The sequence below is a fragment of the Massilia sp. UBA6681 genome (assembly GCF_002454935.1).
Lineage (GTDB): Bacteria > Pseudomonadota > Gammaproteobacteria > Burkholderiales > Burkholderiaceae_D > Telluria > Telluria varians.
The window spans coordinates 147,997-168,667 of the sequence record NZ_DKJX01000027.1 but is presented as its reverse complement, the minus strand read 5'-3'; the positions used below and the strand labels follow the sequence as shown (position 1 = coordinate 168,667).

The window sequence follows — 20,671 nt, the reverse complement described above, 5'->3', positions numbered from 1 at the left end:
GAACCGCTCGGCTATATACCGCTGGCCGAAGCTGAGGCAAACTATTACAAGCAACTGAGCAGTCAAGCCGTCCCGGCCTGACTCACACTAACCGGCCTCCACAAAAGCCGGGGCGGTTCACAGCCGGATTGGACGATTCGCTTCAGTCAGGCTGGAAACACTGAACGGTACTTTATTGAGAATCACGTCAGTAACTCCGCGAAGATAATTAGGGACTGGGCAATAAAACGCACTGATGGCGTGCTTGAATTTCCCTGAAGCAGTCGCGTAAAGCTCGATCGTAGATCTTACGTAGAACCAAAACTTGACTTCACGCAATCTCAGTGGCGCAAAGTCTTGGCTTGCTGTCATCATGGAAGAACTTGCCTAGGTCAACCGAAGTCGCTTTGCAGGTGAAAAAATCTAAGCTACTGTAGGAATTGGCAAGCGCCGCAAGTGACATCGAACAGGAGTATTGACCATGTCACTTTACAAACGCGACAACATGTGGTGGATCGATTTCACTACGGTGTCGGGGGAACGCATCAGGCGCTCTGCCGACACGAGCAATAAGCTGGAAGCGCAGGAGCTTCACGACCGGCTCAAGGCAGAGAGTTGGCGGGTTGATCGGTTGGGAGAGCGGCGGCAGTACACATGGGATGAGGCGGCAGCGAAATGGCTCGAGGAGACGTCCCACAAGCGCACGCACCATGACGACGTGCTCAAGCTGCGCTGGCTGGAGCAGTATCTAGGAGGGAAATTGCTAACAGAAGTGACGCGTGACGTGGTTGCAGGAATCGGGGCGCGCAAGCGGTCCCAAGCCAGCGCTGCGACCGCCAACCGCCACTTGGCCCTCATCCGCGCAATCCTGCGCCGGGCCTGCGATGAGTGGGAATGGATCGATAAGGCGCCGAAGGTAACGCTCTACAGGGAGCCGAAGCGTCGGGTGCGCTGGATCACGCCGGAGCAGACACGGACACTTCTCGATGAGCTGCACGAGCACCAGCGCGACATGGTCCTGTTCGCGCTGGCCACGGGGCTCCGCCAAGGCAATATGACCGGCCTGTGCTGGTCGCAGGTCGACTTGGAGCGCCGCACGGCATGGATCGCCGGAGAGGATGCGAAGAATGGCGACGACCTGCACGTGTCGCTGAACGACCTTGCCGTCGAGATCCTGCAGCGCCAGCGCGGCAAGCATCCGGAGCGTGTCTTCACCTACCGAGGGAAGCCCATCAAGTGGGTCAACACCCGCGGCTGGCGCAGCGCCCTGGCACGGGCCAAGATCGAGAACTTCCGCTGGCACGACCTGCGCCACACCTGGGCCAGTTGGCTGGTCCAGCACGGAACACCCTTGTATGACCTGCAGGAAATGGGTGGATGGAAGTCGGCGGAGATGGTACGGCGGTACGCGCATTTGGCACCGGCGCAGATGGCACGCAATGCGGCGGTGATCGATACCCTGCTGCACGACACAATTACGTCACAGCGCCGTTTGCAGAACGAACAAAAAAGGGACTACGGAAGACCGTAACCCTTTGATTCAGCAGTAAAAATATTGGTAGGCCTCCCCGGAGTCGAACCGGGCACCAACGGATTATGAGTCCGCTGCTCTAACCAGGCATGAGCTAGAGGCCCAGAAATCGGGACAGTGGCTAGAAGTGATCTCGCCACCCGCTTCAGCGGCGCGGTACCGTGAAGCAGAGTGGCGAGAGGATATTGCTTTAGTGTAGGTCCGTCAAGCTCAGACTACAACACTCAACCGCCGCTACCCTCGAGGAAGCTCTTCAGCTTGTCCGAACGCGACGGGTGACGCAGCTTGCGCAGCGCCTTCGCTTCGATCTGGCGGATACGCTCGCGGGTGACGTCGAACTGCTTACCCACCTCTTCCAGCGTGTGGTCGGTCGACATTTCGATGCCGAAGCGCATGCGCAGCACCTTGGCTTCGCGCGGGGTCAGCGAATCGAGCACGTCCTTCACCACGCCGCGCATCGAGGCGTGCAGCGCGGCGTCCGAAGGCGCCAGCGTGTTGTTGTCCTCGATGAAGTCGCCCAGGTGCGAATCGTCGTCGTCGCCGATCGGCGTCTCCATCGAAATCGGCTCCTTCGCGATCTTCATGATTTTCCGGATTTTGTCTTCCGGCATCTCCATCTTGATGGCGAGGGTGGCCGGATCCGGTTCGGCGCCGGTCTCCTGCAGGATCTGGCGCGAGATCCGGTTCATCTTGTTGATGGTCTCGATCATGTGCACCGGAATACGGATGGTGCGCGCCTGGTCCGCGATCGAGCGGGTGATTGCCTGGCGGATCCACCACGTCGCATAGGTCGAGAATTTATAGCCGCGGCGGTATTCGAACTTGTCCACCGCCTTCATCAGGCCGATGTTGCCTTCCTGGATCAGGTCGAGGAATTGCAGGCCGCGGTTGGTGTACTTCTTGGCGATCGAGATCACCAGGCGCAAATTGGCCTCGGTCATCTCGCGCTTGGCTTTACGGGCCTTCATTTCGCCGGCAGCCATCTGGCGGTTGATGTTGCGCAGGTCCGGCAGCGGCAGCACGACCCTAGCTTGCAGGTCGATCAGGCGCTGCTGCAATTCCTTGATGGTCGGGATGTTACGGCCCAGGATGGCGCTGTAGGCGTGGCCGGCATTCACTTCGCCGTCCACCCAGTCCAGGTTGGTCTCGTTGCCCGGGAAGACCTTGATGAAGTGGGCGCGCGGCATGCCGCAGCGGTTCACGGCCACGTCCAGGATCTGCTTTTCGATGTGGCGCACTTCGTCCACCTGGCCGCGCAGGGTGTCGCACAGCTTCTCGACCACCTTGGCCGTGAAGCGGATGCCCAGCAGCTCGTTGGAAATCGCGTCCTGCGCCTTGACATAGGCCTTGCTGTTGTAGCCGTCCTTCTCGAAGGCCTTGCGCATCTTGTCGAACTGGTCGGCGATGTTGCCGAACTTTTCGAGGGCGGACTGCTTCAGGGCTTCGAGCTGCTCGGCCGAGTAGCCGGCCGCGCCGGAGGCGCTGCTGCTCTCTTCTTCCTCTTCCTCGGCTTCTTCCGCTTCGTCCTCGTCCTCGTCCTCGTCGTCGGTCGAGGTCGGAGCGACCGCGGTCGGCGAGGTGTTCTCTTCTTCGTCCGGATCGACCATGCCGTCGACGATCTCGTCGATCTTGATCTCGTCCTTCTCGATCTTGTTGGCGGCCTCGATGATCTCGGCGATGGTCACCGGGCAGGCCGAGATGGCCTGGATCATGTCCTTCAGGCCATCTTCGATGCGCTTGGCGATCTCGATCTCGCCTTCGCGGGTCAGCAGTTCGACCGAGCCCATCTCGCGCATGTACATGCGCACCGGGTCGGTGGTGCGGCCGAAGTCGGAGTCGACGGTCGACAGCGCCGCTTCGGCGGCCGCTTCGGCTTCGTCGTCGCTGGTGACGTTCGGGACGTTATCGGACAGCAGCAGGGTTTCCGCGTCAGGGGCATGCTCGTAGACGGCGATGCCCATGTCGTTGAAGGTGCCGATGATGCCTTCGATCGCTTCCGGATCGACGATGTTGTCCGGCAGGTGGTCGTTGATCTCGGAGTACGTGAGGAAGCCGCGCTCCTTGCCCGACTTGATCAGGGCCTTGAGCTTGTTGCGGCGGATCTCGAGCTCTTCTTCGCTCGCTTCGGTATCCGAGGAGAACGCGTCCTTCAGCAGCGCTTTTTCCTTGGCCTTGCGGTCCTTGGCCTTGGCCTTGTCCGCGGCTTTCAGTTCGGCGCGCTCGACCGCGTTCAGTGCGGCGATCTCGTCGTTCTCGGGCGTGAATTCCTTGGGCTTGCGGCCACGGCGTCCCGGGACCTTGACGGTTGGCAGGACGTAACCGGACGTGTCGATGGCGGCCAGTGCGGCCGCATCGGTCGTCGCGTTAACCGGTGCCGGGCTCGCCGTACGAACCTCGGCCTGGTCTTGGCCTTTGTCCACCTTGGCGGACGCTCTCGTGGTTTTTGCAGCCACTTTGGTTTCGGGTTTCTTGGTTGGCACAGGCGCTTTCGAAGTCACAACGACTAACTTTACGATGGTTAAAGATAAAGTTTTTTGTTACCTTACATCACCCTGCAGGCAACGAACCGTTGCCTCGCTAACTGAAACTCCACGCCCCGATTGAAACGAAAAATGGTTTCAACAGTTGCAATAGTTAGCGTTTTATTATAGCACGCACCCCTATTTTTCCAAGTTGCACAAATGTTCACACTTGTGGCCGTCCCACGGCCTTACCGGGTGGTCATTGCTGCCGCATCTTCGCTTTCCAGGATGCCCAGCGCAGCTTTGATTTCGTGATAGCGAGCACTTACCTGATCTGGGGGCAGGCCCGAAGAAAACAACTGGTTAAGCTCTTGATTCAACACGTCCTTCTTGATTTGGCGCACAGCACTGAGCAGCCAGATGCGATCTGCCTCAACGTCCGACTCCGGCTCCGCGGCGATTTCCGAGATCAAACTGTCGTATTCTGCCGTCACTTCTTTTAACCCTTGTGACAAGGCGGCGAAAGTGCCATGGTCGCCGAGTCCTTGGGCCAGGTGCACCAAGTGGCGCAGCGCGTCGGCGGATTCCTGGCCGAAATAGTCGAACGAAGCCAGCGCCTCGTCGTTCAGCAGCTGCGCCAGGTGCGGATGCGACACCAGGATGCGCAGCATCTGCAGCTCGAGCCCGACCGGTTTCGGACGGCCCTGGCGCGGCGGCGCACGGCGCACGACCGATACGGGCTTAGACAATTCGAACAGCGATTCGATCTCGGCCGATGACGATTCGGTCAGGTTCGCCAGCCCGCGCACGATCTGCAGGCGCAGCGCGGTCGGCGCCATCGCCTGCAGCATCGGTTTGGCCTCGTGCTGGGCATGGGCCCTGCCCTCGGGCGTGTCGAGATCGTGCTCGGCCGTCACTTCGCGCAGCAGGAATTGCGACAGCGGCATGGCCTCGAGGATTTCCTGTTCAAACGCCTCGGCGCCGCGCTCGCGCACGAAGCTGTCCGGGTCGTGCTCCTGCGGCAGGAACAGGAACTTGATGATCTTGTCGTCCGTCACCTGCGGCAGGCAGGCTTCCAGCGCGCGGCGCGCGGCGCGGCGGCCGGCCTTGTCGCCGTCGAAGCTGAAGATCACGGTGTCGGTCTGGCGCAGCAGCTTTTGCACGTGGGTGCTGGTGCAGGCGGTGCCGAGCGTCGCCACGGCCTGCGGGAAGCCCAATTGGGCCAGGGCGACCACGTCCATGTAGCCTTCCGTCACCAGCACGTAGCCGGCGTCGCGGATCGCCTGCCTCGCTTCGAACAGGCCGTACAGCTCCAGACCTTTCTGGAACAGCGGCGTTTCGGGCGAGTTCAGGTATTTCGGTTCGCCGCCGTCGAGCACGCGGCCGCCGAAGCCGATCACCTGCCCTTTGGTATTGCGGATCGGGAACATGATCCGCTCGCGGAAGCGGTCGTAGCGTTTCTTGTTGTTGCCGTCCTCATCGACCTTGTCGATCACCAGGCCGGATTCGACCAATGCCAGGGCGTCGTAGTCGGAGAAGACCGAGCGCAGGTTGTCCCAGCCGCCGGGGGCGTAGCCCATGCCGAAACGGGCCGCCACCTCGCCGGTAAGGCCGCGGTTCTTCAGGTAGGCGATGGCGTTGGGCGCTTCGCGCAGCTGAGCGCGGTAGTAGGCGCAGGCCTGGGTGAGCGCTTCGGTCATCGCCAGCGACTGGGCCTGCTGGGCGGCGCGCTGCTGCGGCGGGATCTTGTCGTCCTGGTCCGGGACCACCATGCCCACGTTCTGGGCCAGGTCCTTGACGGCATCGACGAAGCCCATGCCGGAGTATTCGATCAGGAAGCCGATCGCGGTGCCGTGGGCGCCGCAGCCGAAGCAGTGATAGAACTGCTTGGTCGGGCTGACGGTGAAGCTGGGGGACTTTTCGTTGTGAAACGGGCACAGGCCCATGTAGTTGGCCCCGCCCTTTTTCAACTGGACGTAGCGGCCGACGATGTCGACGATGTCGACACGGTTGAGCAAATCGGTAATGAAGGATTGCGGAATCACTAGAAGGTACTCAGTGTTTGTCTCAACTCAGACTATACCGCAGCGGTGACTGCAAATTGATTTATGACAAGGCATCCGTTTGGATGGGGTCGGCTGTGGGAAAGGCGCATCGCGGCCTCCCCCCTGCCGCGACGACGGCTCAGCCGCCGCTCAGCGCCTTCTTCACCAGGCCCGATACCACGGTCATGTCGGCACGGCCAGCCAGCTTCGGCTTGAGCACGCCCATCACCTTGCCCATGTCCTGCGGACCGGCGGCGCCGGTCGAGGCCACGGCAGCCGCCACTTCGGCGGCGATTTCCTCATCCGACAAGCCGGCCGGCATGTAGGTCGACAGGATCGCCAGCTCGGCTTTCTCGATATCGGCCAGGTCGGCGCGGCCGCCGGCTTCGAACTGGGTGATCGAATCCTTGCGCTGCTTGATCATCTTCTCGACGATGGCCAGGGTCTGGGTGTCGTCCAGCTCGATCTGTTCGTCGACTTCCTTGCGCTTGATCTCGGCAAGGATCAGGCGGATGGTGGCCAGGCGGGCGCTTTCCTTGGCGCGCATCGCGGCTTTCATGTCCTCGGTGAGTTGTGCTTTCAGGCTCATGGATTCTCCGTCCGGTAGAGGTAAATTAGGTGGATATAAACGACAAAACCCGCCGCGGCAAAAACCGGAGCGGGCTTGCGGACGCTCAGCGACTCGCCGGGACTGAAGTCACCGGGGCAAGCCGTCAATGCCGTCTGATTAGTACAGCTTCTTCGGCAGCTGCTGGCTGCGGATGCGCTTGTAGTGACGCTTGACTGCGGCGGCCAGCTTGCGCTTGCGCTCTGCAGTTGGCTTCTCGTAGAACTCGCGGGCGCGCAGTTCGGTCAGCAGACCAGTTTTTTCGATAGTGCGCTTGAAGCGACGCATAGCGACTTCGAACGGCTCGTTTTCTTTAAGGCGGATAGTGGTCATGTAAAAATGAAACCGTTGGATTTAGGAAGAACGAAAGTGTAGCATCATTTGCCGATCAGTGGAAGCTTTTAGCAAATGTCCCAGAATTGCCACACACCTCAAACGCTGCTGCCCGCGGCATGGCCCGAAGCCCATGCCCACTGGAAGTTGTAGCCGCCCAGCCAGCCGGTCACGTCGACCGTTTCGCCGATGAAGTACAGGCCCGGCACCTTGTTCGCCATCATGGTCTGCTGCGACAGCTCGCGCGTGTCCACGCCGCCCAGCGTCACCTCGGCCTTCTTGTAGCCCTCCGAACCGGTCGGGACGATGGCCCAGCGGTTGATGGCGTCGCCCAGCTTGCGCAGCTTGGCGTCGGCCATGTCGGCCAGGCGCGCGTCCGGCGCGAAACCGTTGGCCACCAGCAGGCCGTCGGCCAGGCGCGCCGGCAGCCATTGCGCCAGCACGTTGCCGAGCTGCTTCCTGACTGTGGTCTTCATCGCGATCAGCTCCTCGGCCACGTCCATCTCGGGCAGCAGGTCGAGCACGATCGGGGTGCCGGGCTGCCAGTAGCTCGAGATCTGCAGGATCGCCGGGCCCGACAGGCCTCGGTGGGTGAACAGCAGGTCTTCGCGGAAGTGGCCGCGCTGCGCCTTGCCCTTGCCGCTGCCGCCGGTGCTCACCTCCACTTCCAGCGCGATGCCGGCCAGCGGAACGAAGGCCTCCCAGCTGGGACCATCGAAGGTCAGCGGCACCAGGCCCGGGCGCGGTTCGACGATCTGCAGGTCGAACTGCTTCGCGATGCGGTAGCCCAGGTCGGTGGCGCCGATCTTCGGGATCGACAGGCCGCCGGTGGCGATCACCAGGCTGTCGCATGCGATGTCGCCGCCTTCCGCCGTGATGTGAAAGCCTGTGCCGGACTTTTCGATGCTGCCGACCTTGCAGGGCATGCGCCAGCTGACGTCGCCCGCATCGCACTCGGCGCGCAGCATCCCGATGATTCTCTCTGACGAGTCGTCGCAGAACAGCTGGCCCTTGTGCTTCTCGTGCCAGGCGATGCGGTGTTTCTTGACCAGGGCAAGAAAATCCTGCGCGGTGTAGCGCGACAGCGCGCTGCGGCAGAAATGCGGGTTCTGCGACAGGAAGTTGGCGGGACCCGCGCCGATGTTAGTGAAATTGCAGCGGCCGCCGCCGGAGATGCGGATCTTTTCGGCCAGCCGGGTGGCATGGTCGAGCAGCACCACGCGCCTGCCGCGCTGGGCAGCCACCGCCGCGCACATCATGCCGGCGGCGCCTGCGCCGATTACCGCTACATCATAGTGTTTTGCCATGTCCTGCCGTGTCCCGCCGGTTGCCCGTCAATCGCCAAACCGGCCATTGTATACGGTTCAGGGGTGCGGCGGAAAGCTAGCTCCCGTCCGCCGCCCGCACGTCCAGGTCGCGCCCGTTGAGCACCGTGCCGTCGCTGGCGATCGTGATGATGTGCATGCCCGTATCCGTCAGGCCCAGGCGCTTGAGCTGTTCCGGCGACACCCGCAGGAAGTACTCGCCCGGGAAAATCCCGCCGATGATGAAGTAGCCGTCGGCGGCGCTGGTCATGGTCGCCACCACCTTGCGCGACGCGTCGACCAGTTCCAGCTTCAGGTCGCCGACGGCGCGCCGCTTGCCGTCGGCATACAGGTAGGTGGTGCCGTCCACTTCCCCCGTCATGTTCACGGCGAACTCGACCTGGCTCACATTGCCGGGACGCGGCAGGATGCGCACGCCGGGCGTGCGCGGTTGCCATTGCGGATCGTCGAGCGTATTCGGATCGAGGCCGATGTCGGTATGCTGGTAGGCCAGCAAGCGCGGCAGGTAGGCAATGCCGCTGGCATCGGTGCGTACCGCGTAGTAGGCGCCATTGACGATGAAACCGGCGCCGGCGATGGCTTCGTCGGCGCCGTCCATGACGCCGTTCAGGTCCTTGTCGAGGAACACGCGGATCGAGGCCGCGCCCATGTTCGCCATCGGCTGGGCGTCGGTCACCATGCGACCGCTCCTCGGTTCCAGCCCCATGGCCATGAAGAACTGCATGCCGAGTCCATACTCGCCGCGGTTGGAATAATAGCCGTTGATGCCGAGCCCGTAGCTGCCCAGGCTCTTGTTCAGTGCGCCGGTGGCCCGCAGTTCGCGGTCCTTGAATGTGCGCGCGAGGCCGAGGTTCAGCAGGTAGCCGCTGTGCAGGTAGTAGTCGGCGGAGACCGCCGCCGCGCCCAGCGCAGTGTCGGGCGACAGCGTGTACTGCAACTGCCCGGTCAGGCCGATGCCGGCCACGCGCCGGCTCACCTGGAACTGGCCGTCGGCCAGCTCGTTGACGCCCAGCCTCTGCCAGCGCAGCCCATTGGTCAGTGCGAAGCCGTCACGGTAGGCCGAGATCCGCCCCTGCACCTCGATGTTGCGGGTGCCCGAGGACAAGCGGTCATGCCGCACCTGCAGCGCCAGCGGAAAGAATTGCGCTCCGCCGGCGCCCAGGACGCCATCGGCGCGTACTTCGTCGCGCGAACGTACCGGGTCCGCGCCCCGATGGAAGAAATCGCTGCTGAATCCATCCAGGCGCGCGTGACTGGCCGACACCGCGACCCGGCCCAGGCGCGTCTTCAGGCCCAGCTGCGCCAGCGTGCCGCCGTCGTCCGCCCTGGCCGCATCCGCTGTTGCGATGAAGCTGTTCCAGTAGCCGCGCAGGCCGAGGTTGGCATAGCTGCGCCCGACGCCGTCGAAGGTCGGCACGCGTTGCCAGCCGGCGGTGGCGTTGAGGTGCTCGCTCATGCCCCACTCGAACTGCGCCACGGCGCGCCGGCGCCCGAACCCGTCGCGGTGTGCGCCGAGGTCGTAGTACAAGGCGCCGCGCGGCACGGCCGACTGCTCCAGCAGGAAGCTCTGGCGCTCGACGCGCAGCTGGCCCAGCGGGCCGTGGAACACCAGCCTGAACTCGTTGGGACCGTAGGCCAGCGGCTGGTCCTCGAAGCTGTACTTGCCGTCCGGGCCCGACTGGCGGACCCCGACCAGGGCGTCGTTGTAGTACAGCTCGACGTCCCAGCCCGGCGGCAGCGCACCCTGCAAGCTGTGGCGGTCGAAACTGGTGGGCTGGTTGAGAGGACGGTTGCTGAGCACCATGCCATTGCCGGTCGGGCTGCTCGAGGAAATATTGTTCACGCCCGGCAGCGGCACGCTGCCGAACAGCGCGGTACGCGCATGGAGCGGGCCGAGCAGGCCGGCGTCCGGGTCGTTGCGCCCCAGCGTGAGGCGCAGGCCGGACGAAGGATCGTAGCGATTGCTGCTGGCATACAGGGTCGCCTCCATGCCCAGCAGGTCGGTGGTCAGGTAGGCGGTGTAGCTTGCGTCCGCCTGGCGCCGCCCGCCGCCGTTGCCGGCAGTGAGCCCGATCGTCTGGTCGATGAAAGGCACGCCGGCCAGCCGGTAAGGCGCGGACAGGCGCGGGTAGCCCGGATCGACATAGCCTCCGGGAGCGCCCGGCCGGCTGCCATGCTTGCGCCGCTCCAGCCTTGCCTGGAGCGGCAACTGCTCGCGCGGGCGCACCTTGAGGGCGAGGCTGGACATGTCGAGGTCGAGGTCTACCGGCAGCCAGCGGGCCAGTACCTTGCTCGCCACATAGATCTCGTCGGACTGCAGCTTGAACTGCGAACGCTCGAGCTTCTCGTGCCGGCCCGCGATGTCGGCGACGCCGCCGGGCACGTCAAGGCTGAATCCGCGGCTTTCCGAAATGATATAGCCGCTGGCGCGGCCCTCTCCGGGCGTCACGCGGATGGCGAGCGTCAGCAGGCGCGCCATCTCGCCGAGCGGCAGGAAGACATCGCGCCCGATTTCATACCCGGTGACGGCGTCGGACAGGAGCTGGTTGCCGAGTCGGACTTCGAGCAGGACGAGGTTGTCCTCGGATTGCTGCGACGGCGATGCCGCCGCCGCCGGCTGCAAGGCCGGCAGCAACATCAATCCTGCGACAAGAAAGCCCGTTCGGAAACCCTGCATGGTGCTCGAATGCGCATATTGCCGGCCAACCGGCGGTTGACCCGGCAATATGATTACTGTTCAATAAACATCTTCTGGGGACGCCCTGGGGCCATCACGGCAGGGCCAGGCTGGACTCCGCCAGCAGCTTGCCGCCCGCTTCCGGGCGGTCGCGGTAGCTGACCTCGATCGCGCCGCCAGAGAGCGCCACGCCGGCCGGCACCTGCAGCGGCAGCGTGACCCGGCGCACGCGATTCGGCGTAAGCACGGCAATACCGCCGATCTGCGCCAGATGCTGGGGCTTGCCGCCGCGCGGCGTGAAAGTCACGTTCAGGTCGCCGTACACCGAGCTGCTTCCTTCGCGCTGCAAGCGCAGCGCCAGCTTCGGGGAGCTGCTTGCATCCTTCTGGATGGCGAGCCCGTCCAGGCTGACGTTCGCGCTGAGGTTCCCGTGGCGGACGATCACCGGCATCGCGGCGCCAACCAGGGTCTGGATCACCACGCCGACCTGGCCGTTCTCGACGCTACGGTTCTCGATGCTGGCGCTGCCTTCGACATCCGGCAGCTTGTCGAACAGCAGGTGCGAACGGTATTCGCCTTCGGCCAATTCGGCGGGCTTGCGCAACATGATGCGCACCGTCTGCGCGGTGCCTGGCTGCAGCGTCACCTGGCGCGGCGAATAATGCAGCATGCCGTCGGCGAAGCGCTCGCCTTCCATGGCGGTCGCGGCCGGCTCGATCTGGCCGGATTCAAGCATGCGTCGGTTCACCAGCGAGATCCGGTAGCGTGCCGGTTTGCTGCCGTTGTTGATCAGCTGCACCTGGGCCGCACGCGTGTTCTTGTCGAAGACGATGCGCGTCGGATGAAGCATGAGGTCGGCAAACGCAGGCGAACACGGCACCAGCAGCAGACATGCGAGCACAAGGGAGAGTGCCCGGCGCAGGCGGCCGAAGGAAGCGGAGGCGAACTTGGGGTAAAACATGGTGGATTCCTGTGCCTAATTCTGAATGAGCGTGACGTTCACGTTGAACGTGCCGGTGTACCTGCCTGCCGGCTGCCTGGGCGCCACGACCAGGATCGCGCCGATCGACAGGTTCGTGCCGTTGCTGGTTGGCACTGAAGCCAGGCTCGGCGGGTTGCTGTTGATAGCATTGAGCACCATGCTGCTGGCGCCACTACTCAAGCGGGCGCCGCCATTGGGAGGCAGGGTAATGATGACGCCTCTATCTCTGCCGCTATTATCCCGGCGCACGTTGACGCTGGCAGCATGGGCTGGCGAGGAGTTGAGGAGGATGACGCCGCCCGAACTTGTACGATCGCCGTTCGGCAAGAGGGTGATCGTGCCGGCGCCGGTGACGATGAAACTTCCGAAGTCCAGGTTGCTCCCTGGGGTGAGCATGACTTGCTGGGCATGGGCTTGATGCTGGCCGAGCAGGGCCAGCGCCGCCAGCACGATCGTGCCGGCGGCCCGGAATGCATGGCAACGGCGTGCCGACATGATTCAGGCGAAGACTGCGCCGCTACCGCTGCGCTCAGACGCCGTAATCGACGGTGGCGGTGATCTGGCCCGAGTAGACCCCGCCTACCTGGGTTGCGCCAACGGTCAGGACGCCGCCCACGTAGATCTTCGCGCCGGTGGCGCCCAGGGTGCCGCCGCTGGCCGTTGCCGAGGTTTCATTCGTCGGCGTCAGGGTGCTGATCGGCGTGAACGACATCGTCTCGGTGCCGCCGCTCCGGGTCAAGGGAGTCGTCACCGTGACACTGACCGTGAAGTTCTTGCCTTCATCACCGGTCACGTCGAACTCGGCGACGGTGGCCGCGTCGCTGCCCCCTGCCACTACGCCACCGAGTGTGCGCGTGCCGTTCGTGGCGAGGGTGACCGTACCACCGGTACCTCGCCCGAAGCTGCCGAACGACAGGTCGGTCACTTTGCTGATCGCGATCGGGACGATCACGGTGGCGGAGGTATTCGCGGTGGTGTCGGCGGCAACGGCGCTGCCGGTGGCGGCGGCGACTGCCAGCGCCAGGGCAGCCAGCGACAGGTGGGTCTTGGTAAAGCGGGCGTACTTGCTCATTCTGGTCTTCCTTCAGATAGTGATGGAGCTTGATTGCTAGCTAGGGCTGCTTGTTTTACGAACCGGACTACAAAGTGTCACAGAGGAAACTATAAACGTTGCCGTTCGGTATCGTTTTGCTATGTTGCAAGAAAATAGTAGTGACTCATCGAGAAAAATCATGGATTCAGCCAATCAAAAACCCAAGCATTGTTGTCAATTTAATCAGTAAATACAAAACTTCATGCGCCTGGAATAATTCTCTGTCCTCAGGCAGGACCTTGTTGCAATCCAACGTTTGCAAGCCTGAAAAAAAAAAGGCCATCCCAAAGGGATGACCTTTTGCTGTGAAGCAGAAAACGCGGGGCTGCCGTGTCAGCGGCGCAAGCCGCGCGCGACCTCGACGCAATGTGCGGCCTGAGCCGCGATCGGCGGCGGAATCGGGACCTCGCCGCGCAGGGCGGCCGCGATCCAGGCCGCGGTGGTGGCCGCGTCGCGTGCCTCGGGGACCTCGGCCAGCTGGTCGGCGGGCGCGTCGCGCTCGACCAGCAGGCTCTGCTTCCCATCGTGGAACCAGTCGATCCGCGGTGCGCGGTGCGGGTTGGCGACGGTCTCCCCTTCGGTGCCGCGCATCAGGAAGGCGTCGCCGCGTTCGGGCGTGGCGGCCGTCGTGAAGTACGCGCCCAGCGTCTCCAGGTACTCCGGATGGGTGTAGGACACGAGACGCAGCGCCGGCCCCTCGAAAGGCTGCAGGACTTTCACCAGCGTATGGGTCGAGTTGCGCACGCCGAGGATGCGGCGCAGCGACAGCATGTGGGCCAGGCTCGGCGCCAGGTTCTCGATCGGGATGAAGGCGGGACGGCGGCTGGCGAAGGCGTCGAGGATGTCGGCGCTCGTGCCCGCTTCTGCCAGGCCGAGTTCAAGCAGGATCTCGCTCGTGGTGATGCGGCCCGGATCCTTGCGTACGCCGTGCACCAGGACCGGCACGCCCTCGCGCGCCAGCAGCAGGGCCAGCAGCGGGGTCAGGTTGGCCAGCTTGCGCGCGCCGTTGTAGCTCGGGATCAGGACCGGGGCATAGTCTCCCGGCGGGCTCGGCAAGGGCGCGAAGGCGCTTTCGGCCGCATCCATGAAGCCGGCCAGTTCTTCCACCGACTCGCCCTTGATGCGCATCGCCAGCAGGATCGCACCCAGTTCGAGGTCGGAGACCCGCCCTTCCAGCATGGCCGCGTACAGCGCGCGGGCGTCCTCGCGCGACATGCTGCGCGCACCTTTCACGCCACGGCCGATTTCCTTGATAAAGGGGGCTGCAGCAAAGCTTTCGATGTTCTTGTCCATGGCGCAAGCATACAACGCCTGTGCGCAGCCCGTGCGCGCCGGCCCGAGTTTTTGGGCAGCGGTGTGCAAGTGCAGCATTTTCGGTCTACACTGGATATTCCCTTTAGAAATCATCGCACCATGATCAACACGCCTGCCATTGAAAATACCAACGTCAGTTCGTTCGGGCAGATGCCGACGCCGACCGAACTCCACGCCACACTGCCGCTGTCCGACAAGGCCTTTGCCACCGTGATGGCAGGCCGCGAAACCCTGCGCAGCATCCTCGACCGCAAGGACAAGCGCCTGTTCGTGGTCGTCGGGCCCTGCTCGATCCACGATCCGGAAGCCGGCCTGGATTATGCGCGCCGCCTCAAGGCGCTGCAGGCCGAAGTGGCCGACACGATGGTGCTGGTGATGCGCGTGTATTTCGAAAAGCCGCGCACCACCACCGGCTGGAAGGGCTATATCAACGACCCGTTCATGGACGACTCCTTCCGCGTCGACGTGGGCATGGAACGCGCGCGCCGCTTCCTGCTCGACGTGTGCGAACTGGGCCTGCCCACCGCCACCGAAGCGCTGGACCCGATCTCGCCGCAGTACCTGGGCGATTTGATCGCCTGGACCGCCATCGGCGCGCGGACCACCGAATCGCAGACCCACCGCGAGATGTCCTCCGGTCTGTCGACCCCGGTCGGCTTCAAGAACGGCACCGACGGCGATGTCTCGATCGCGATCAATGCCGTGCTGTCCTCGGCCAACCCGCACGCCTTCCTGGGCATCAACGGCCAGGGCACGGTGTCGATCGTGCGCACCAGCGGCAACGCCTACGGCCACGTGGTGCTGCGCGGCGGCGGCGGTCGTCCGAACTACGATTCGGTGTCGGTGGCGATCGCCGAGCAGGCCCTGCAGAAGGCCAAGCTGCCGGCCAACCTGGTGGTGGATTGCTCGCATGCCAACAGCTACAAGAAGCCGGAACTGCAGCCGCTGGTGATGTCGGACGTGATCCAGCAGATCAGGCACGGCAACCGCTCGCTGGTGGGTGTGATGATCGAATCGAACATCGTCAGCGGCAGCCAGGCGATTCCGGAAGACCTGTCGCAGCTGAAGTATGGCTGCTCGGTGACCGACGGCTGCATCGGCTGGGAAGAGACCGAGGCGATGCTGCGTAGTGCGCACAAGGAACTCCTGCAGCGTCCGTAACCGGTGCTGATGCGTGGGCGGCACTCGCGCCCACGCTGCTGTAAAATCTCGCTTTTCCTCCCTGCTGTTTCCCCCCATGATTGTTCTCGGCGTCGAATCCTCCTGCGATGAAACCGGCCTGGCTCTGTACGACACCGAGCGCGGCCTGCTGTCCCATGCCCTGCACTCGCAGGTCGCCATGCACGAAGAGTATGGCGGCGTGGTGCCGGAACTCGCTTCGCGCGACCACATCCGCCGCGCCCTGCCGCTGCTGGAAGAGGTCCTGAAACGCGCGGACATGCCCGCATCGAACATCGATGCCATCGCCTACACCCAGGGCCCGGGCCTGGCCGGCGCGCTGCTGGTCGGTTCCTCGGTGGCCTGCTCGCTGGCCCTCGCCCTCGACAAGCCGGTGCTGGGCGTGCACCACCTGGAAGGCCACCTGCTCTCGCCCCTGCTGGCCAGCGAGCGCCCGGAATTCCCCTTCATCGCCCTGCTCGTCTCGGGCGGCCACACCCAGCTGATGCGCGTGGACGGCGTCGGCCGCTACACCCTGCTGGGCGAGACCCTGGACGACGCCGCCGGCGAAGCCTTCGACAAGTCGGCCAAGCTGCTGGGCCTGGGCTATCCGGGCGGCCCGGCGATCTCGCGCCTGGCCGAGTTCGGCGATCCGCTTGCCTACACGCTGCCGCGCCCGATGCTGCATTCGAAGGATTTCAATTTCAGCTTCTCGGGCCTGAAGACCGCCGTGCTCACGGTGGTGAAAAACCATGAAGAGAAAGTGGTGGCGAATATCTGCGAGCAGGACAAGGCCAACATCGCGCGCGGCTTCGTCGACGCCATCGTCGAGGTCTTGACCGCCAAGTGCGTGAATGCGTTGAAACACACGGGCCTGAAGCGCCTGGTGATCGCCGGCGGCGTCGGCGCCAACCGCCAGCTGCGCGAATCGCTCGATGCCGCGGCCGCCAAGCGCAAGTTCAAGGTCTATTATCCTGAGCTGGAATTCTGCACCGATAACGGCGCCATGATCGCCTTCGCCGGCGCCATGCGCCTCGAACGCAAGCCGGATCTGGCCCAGCGCGACTATGCTTTCAACGTGCGTCCGCGCTGGCCGCTCGATGAATTGGAAGCCGCCTGACAAGGCCTTTTACACTTGCTTTCAACATTGAACTTGCATGCCTGACATCGATCCTACGGTGTGACCGCCCCTTGCCAAACGATGGCAATATCCGACGGTTAAGTTTTACGGAGGTACTGCGATGCGCGTTGTAAGTTGGAACATTCGTTGGGGTTGTGGCAAGGACGGTCGGATCCGCATTCATGCGATCATCGACGTCTTGCGACGGCTGAATCCGGATGTCGTGTGTCTGCAAGAAGTAGCGGCCAATCACTCGGAACTGGAAGGCAGCGCCACCGCCAACCAGTTCAAGCAGCTGGGCGGCGCCTTCGGCGGCTACCATTCCATGGAGCACGCCCCAAGCGAACTCTACAAGAACAACTCGCCCCGCCTGTTCGGTAACCTGATCCTCTCGCGCTACCGCATCTCTCAGGTGCACCGCCACCTGCTGCCCTGGCCGGCCGACCCGGAAAACCCGGCCGGCATGCCGCGCGGCCTGATGGAAACCGTGATCGATGCGCCCAGCGGCAAGCTGCGCCTGATGACCACCCACCTCGAGTATTATTCGGCGCTGCAGCGCAGGGCGCAGGTGCAGCGCATCCGCGAACTGCATGCCGAGGCCAGCGCCCGCGCCCGCATCTTCCAGCCGGCCCCGAGCCTGGACGCGCCCTTCCAGCTGGGCTTCCGTCCTGCCTCGGCGATCCTGTGCGGCGACTTCAATTTCACCCCGGATTCGAGCGACTACCAGGCCATGCTGGCGCCGATCGACGACGCTCCGGCCTTTGTCGACGCCTGGCGCGTCGCCCACGGCGGCGTGGCGCGCGCCCCGACCACCGGCCTGCACGGCTACCCGTGGCCGGACAAGCCGGACTGCTACGACTACTTCTTCGTCACCGACGACCTGGCGCCGCGCGTGGCGACGGTCGAGGTGCAGTCCGAGACCGCGGCGTCCGACCACCAGCCGGTCGTGCTCGACCTGAAGTAATTCTTACTGCTGGGCAGCAGCGTCACTCTGCGCCGCGATCTCGCGCAGCGCCTGCTCAAACACTTCCGGCGGCTGGCCGCCCGAGATCAGGTGGCGCTGGTTGACGATGATGGCCGGCACCGAGTGGATGCCGGCGCGCTGGAAGAACTGCTCGCGCTCGCGCACCTCGTCGGCATACTCGTCGGATTCCAGGATGCGCTTGGCCCGCTCGCGGTCCAGGCCGACACGCTCGACGACGTCCAGCAGCACGTCGTGGCAGCTCGGGTCCTGGCAATGGGTGAAATAGGCCTCGAACAAGCCCATCTTGAGGTCGCGCTGGCGGCCCTCTTCCTCGGCCCAGGACAGCAGGCGGTGCGCATCGAAGGTGTTGTAGATGCGGCCGCGCCGCTCCATGTCGAAGCTGAAGCCGACGTCGGCGCCGCGCTGGCGGATCATCTCGCGGCTGTTGGCCTGCTGCTCGGCGGTGGCGCCGTATTTCTCGGTGATGTGCTCGACGATGTCCTGGCCGTCCGGACCCATGTTCGGGTTCAGCTCGAAGGGCTGGAAATGCATGTCGGCCTCGACCTCTCCCTTGACGCGGGCGAGCGCCAGCTCGAGCGAGCTCAGGCCGATCGCGCACCAGGGGCAGGAGACGTCCGAGACGAAATCGATGCGGAGTTGTTTGCTCATGAGGGTGCCACCTTTCAGGTTCGTTGCGGCACCGCAGGTGCCTGATGGCGATATGGTAACGCGATGCGGCTTTTTCGGTGCGCCATGAAAAATGGGGGAGCAGTGCTCCCCCACGTTGCCGGCAAACGCCCGCCTTATTTCTTGGCCACGCCCTTGGCCTTGCTGCCGATCTTCGATTCCTTGCCCGCCATCAGGTTTCCGATATTGCTGCTGTGGCGCCACAAGAGCAGCGCGCTCATCGCCGCCACCGCGAACAGGATCTCGTCCGCCCCGAACAGCAGGCCGTAGTAGAAGGGCGCGAAGATCGACGCGATCAGCGCCGCCAGCGAGGAATAGCGGAAGGCATAGGCCACGATCAGCCAGGTCGCCAGCGTCGCCAGTCCCAGCCACACATTAATCCCGAGCAGCACGCCGAGCGCGGTCGCCACGCCCTTGCCGCCCACGAACTTGAAGAACACCGGCCACAGGTGGCCCAGGAACACGGCGATCGCGACCAGGGCGATGCCGCCGTCGTCGAGGCCGTACTGCGGGCCGAACTTGACCGCCAGCCAGACCGCCAGCCAGCCCTTGGCGGCGTCGCCGACCAGGGTCGCGATCGCGGCCTTCTTGCTGCCGCTGCGTAGCACGTTGGTGGCGCCCGGGTTCTTGGAACCGTAGGTGCGCGGGTCGGACAGGCCGAAGGCGCGGCTCATCACGACTGCGAAGGAAATCGAGCCGATCAGGTAGGCGGCAATGGTGGCGATCAGGGTGTTCATGTCACTTTCTTACTTATTTGTCGGTACAGGGTTCAGGCGCTCGGACTATACACAGTGAGCATGCCCTTTGGCAATCATTCCGCCAGCGCGCACTGCACCGGCTTCGCGCCCAGCGTCGCGGTCAGCACGCCGGGGGCGATGCCGACCAGGTAACCGCGGCGGCCGCCGTTGATGTAGATCTTGTCCAGCGCCAGGATCGATTCCTCGACGTACACCGGCATCGCCTTGCGCACGCCGAAGGGCGAGGTGCCGCCGACCAGGAAGCCGGAATGGCGCTGCGCCACCTCCGGCTTGCAAGGCTCGACCGACTTGCAGGGAATCGCACGCGCCAAATTCTTCGTCGACACCTTGCGGTCGCCGTGCATCAGCACGATCAGCGGCCGCGCCGCTTCGTCCTGCATCACCAGGGTTTTGACGACATTGTGCTCAGGCACACCCAGTTCGCGCGAAGACACGGCCGTGCCGCCGTGCTCCTCGTATTCGTAGGGATGTTCGGTAAAAACCACGCCGTGCTTGCGCAGGAACTGCGTCGCGGGTGTCTCAGATACGTGCTCTTTCTTGGCCATGCGTGGTACGCTTAAGACGAACATAAGGGGTTTCTATTATGCAGCAAGAAATTCGCTTTGCCACCTTCAACACCTTCAACCTGGCCCCGCCGGGCATGCGCTGCTACGACAATCTCGCTCCCTGCACGCCGGAGGAATACGAGGCCAAGCTGGACTGGACCGCGCACCAGATCGACCTGCTCAATGCCGACGTGATCGGCTTCCAGGAAATTTTCTCGCAGGCTACGCTACGCGAGGTGTTGGCGCGCACCCGGCGCTTTCGCGAAGCGGTCCACCTGGGTTTCGATCCCGATCCGGAGGCGCCGCGCCTGACCCCGAGCGTGGCCCTGGTCTCGCGCCTGCCGGTCCTGAGCCATCCGCGCGCAATCAGCATGTTCCCGGACAACGTGTCGATGCCGCCGGGCAGCCGCGACCCGGACCGTTTCACGCGCGCGCCGCTGCATGCCGAGGTCGAACTGGCGCCCGGCATCGTCATCGACGTGATCGTCGTGCACCTGAAGTCGCGCCGCCCCGACTACCGCAGCAGCGACACCGGCGAAGACCCGAATCTGTACGCCCTCGCCTGCCTGCGCTCGCTGATCCGGCGCGGCACCGAGGCCACTGCCCTGCGCGTGCTGCTCACTGACATGGCGCGGGACAAGGGGCGCCCGCGCATCGTGCTGGGCGACTTCAACGACGTCGCCGATTCGGTGACCACCGAGATCGTGCTCGGCGAAGGCGCGCCACTGGCGGAGCGCATGTTCGACGCCGCGCGCCTGCACATGCACCAGGACAATCTGCGCAGCGTCGGCTTCTCGATCGTGCACGAAAGCCGGCACTCGACCATCGATCATATCCTGGTGTCGCAGGAATTCAATCCGGTGCTGCCGAATGCGATCGGCGAGGTGGTCGACGTGGTGTACCTGAACGACCACCTGGACCTGGGGCTGCCGGAAGCCTCGGACCATGGGCAGGTGCTGGCGCGCATCCGCCTGTATCCGCAGGCCGGGCAGGCCGGCGGCGGGGAACACTGAGCGGCCTGGCCGCGGCCGTGACATTTCGCGCATGTCTAGCGCCGCGGAGTCGCTAGACTCTTTTCCAGGAACCACTCT

Annotated in this window: 18 protein-coding genes and 1 tRNA gene; 5 read left to right on the top strand and 14 right to left on the bottom strand. The window is 64.1% G+C overall.

All coding sequences use genetic code 11. The features are described 5' to 3' along the window. Positions 1–460 precede the first annotated feature (460 nt). Complete coding sequence (locus B2R83_RS03815; RefSeq protein ID WP_292038339.1) at positions 461–1,510, top strand: tyrosine-type recombinase/integrase; 1,050 nt, start codon at positions 461–463, stop codon at positions 1,508–1,510. Positions 1,511–1,535: 25 nt separating this feature from the next. On the opposite strand, the gene B2R83_RS03810 is transcribed toward B2R83_RS03815, so the two are convergent. The 11 genes from B2R83_RS03810 to ybiB form a co-directional block, all read right to left on the bottom strand. Continuing rightward, positions 1,536–1,614: transfer RNA gene (locus tag B2R83_RS03810), tRNA-Ile, on the bottom strand. Positions 1,615–1,734: 120 nt separating this feature from the next. Continuing rightward, positions 1,735–3,930 (bottom strand): RNA polymerase sigma factor RpoD, encoded by a 2,196-nt coding sequence (gene rpoD, locus B2R83_RS03805; RefSeq protein ID WP_409265677.1) that lies wholly within the window; start codon positions 3,928–3,930, stop codon positions 1,735–1,737. 290 nt (positions 3,931–4,220) lie between these two features. Next, entirely contained in the window at positions 4,221–6,017 is a 1,797-nt protein-coding gene (gene dnaG, locus B2R83_RS03800; RefSeq protein WP_292038338.1) for a DNA primase, read from the bottom strand. Positions 6,018–6,156: 139 nt separating this feature from the next. Next, the gene (locus tag B2R83_RS03795; RefSeq protein WP_209587495.1) at positions 6,157–6,606 is read right to left on the bottom strand and encodes a GatB/YqeY domain-containing protein; all 450 of its coding nucleotides are present in this window, start codon (positions 6,604–6,606) and stop codon (positions 6,157–6,159) included. Positions 6,607–6,744: 138 nt separating this feature from the next. Next, complete coding sequence (gene rpsU, locus B2R83_RS03790; RefSeq protein ID WP_005665410.1) at positions 6,745–6,957, bottom strand: 30S ribosomal protein S21; 213 nt, start codon at positions 6,955–6,957, stop codon at positions 6,745–6,747. 98 nt (positions 6,958–7,055) lie between these two features. Then, positions 7,056–8,264: an NAD(P)/FAD-dependent oxidoreductase gene (locus tag B2R83_RS03785; protein WP_292038337.1), complete on the bottom strand. Its 1,209-nt coding sequence runs from the start codon at positions 8,262–8,264 to the stop codon at positions 7,056–7,058. A gap of 76 nt (positions 8,265–8,340) precedes the next feature. Continuing rightward, positions 8,341–10,920, bottom strand: coding sequence for a hypothetical protein (locus tag B2R83_RS03780; protein ID WP_292038336.1), 2,580 nt, complete (start codon positions 10,918–10,920; stop codon positions 8,341–8,343). A gap of 133 nt (positions 10,921–11,053) precedes the next feature. After that, positions 11,054–11,920, bottom strand: coding sequence for a fimbrial biogenesis chaperone (locus tag B2R83_RS03775; protein WP_292038335.1), 867 nt, complete (start codon positions 11,918–11,920; stop codon positions 11,054–11,056). A 15-nt stretch (positions 11,921–11,935) separates the two neighbouring features. Continuing rightward, positions 11,936–12,436, bottom strand: coding sequence for a DUF4402 domain-containing protein (locus B2R83_RS03770; RefSeq protein WP_292038333.1), 501 nt, complete (start codon positions 12,434–12,436; stop codon positions 11,936–11,938). Between the two features lie 34 nt (positions 12,437–12,470). Continuing rightward, on the bottom strand, positions 12,471–13,013 hold the full coding sequence (locus B2R83_RS03765; protein WP_036215162.1) for a DUF4402 domain-containing protein: 543 nt from the start codon (positions 13,011–13,013) through the stop codon (positions 12,471–12,473). A gap of 354 nt (positions 13,014–13,367) precedes the next feature. Beyond that, positions 13,368–14,327 carry a DNA-binding protein YbiB gene (ybiB, locus tag B2R83_RS03760; RefSeq protein WP_292038332.1) on the bottom strand — a complete coding sequence of 320 codons (960 nt, stop codon included), beginning with the start codon at positions 14,325–14,327 and terminating at the stop codon, positions 13,368–13,370. A gap of 120 nt (positions 14,328–14,447) precedes the next feature. On the opposite strand from ybiB, the gene B2R83_RS03755 reads away from it, so the two are divergent. From B2R83_RS03755 to B2R83_RS03745, 3 genes are all read left to right on the top strand, one after another. Beyond that, positions 14,448–15,509 carry a 3-deoxy-7-phosphoheptulonate synthase gene (locus B2R83_RS03755; RefSeq protein WP_292038331.1) on the top strand — a complete coding sequence of 354 codons (1,062 nt, stop codon included), beginning with the start codon at positions 14,448–14,450 and terminating at the stop codon, positions 15,507–15,509. A 76-nt stretch (positions 15,510–15,585) separates the two neighbouring features. After that, positions 15,586–16,626: a tRNA (adenosine(37)-N6)-threonylcarbamoyltransferase complex transferase subunit TsaD gene (tsaD, locus tag B2R83_RS03750; RefSeq protein ID WP_292038330.1), complete on the top strand. Its 1,041-nt coding sequence runs from the start codon at positions 15,586–15,588 to the stop codon at positions 16,624–16,626. A 121-nt stretch (positions 16,627–16,747) separates the two neighbouring features. Further along, positions 16,748–17,590, top strand: coding sequence for an endonuclease/exonuclease/phosphatase family protein (locus B2R83_RS03745; RefSeq protein ID WP_292038329.1), 843 nt, complete (start codon positions 16,748–16,750; stop codon positions 17,588–17,590). A gap of 3 nt (positions 17,591–17,593) precedes the next feature. Here the strand turns inward: B2R83_RS03745 and B2R83_RS03740 are convergent, their stop codons facing one another. The 3 genes from B2R83_RS03740 to B2R83_RS03730 all read right to left on the bottom strand — a co-directional run bounded on the left by B2R83_RS03740 (position 17,594) and on the right by B2R83_RS03730 (position 19,580). Further along, positions 17,594–18,259, bottom strand: coding sequence for a DsbA family oxidoreductase (locus B2R83_RS03740; protein ID WP_292038328.1), 666 nt, complete (start codon positions 18,257–18,259; stop codon positions 17,594–17,596). A 134-nt stretch (positions 18,260–18,393) separates the two neighbouring features. Further along, the gene (gene plsY / locus B2R83_RS03735; RefSeq protein ID WP_292038327.1) at positions 18,394–19,014 is read right to left on the bottom strand and encodes a glycerol-3-phosphate 1-O-acyltransferase PlsY; all 621 of its coding nucleotides are present in this window, start codon (positions 19,012–19,014) and stop codon (positions 18,394–18,396) included. 74 nt (positions 19,015–19,088) lie between these two features. Further along, the gene (locus B2R83_RS03730) at positions 19,089–19,580 is read right to left on the bottom strand and encodes an aminoacyl-tRNA deacylase (RefSeq protein ID WP_292038326.1); all 492 of its coding nucleotides are present in this window, start codon (positions 19,578–19,580) and stop codon (positions 19,089–19,091) included. A 38-nt stretch (positions 19,581–19,618) separates the two neighbouring features. Here B2R83_RS03730 and B2R83_RS03725 point away from each other — a divergent pair, with 38 nt between their 5' ends. Next, a complete protein-coding gene (locus tag B2R83_RS03725) occupies positions 19,619–20,593 on the top strand; it encodes an endonuclease/exonuclease/phosphatase family protein (protein ID WP_292038325.1) in 975 nt (324 codons plus the stop codon). The last annotated feature ends 78 nt before the right edge of the window (positions 20,594–20,671 follow it).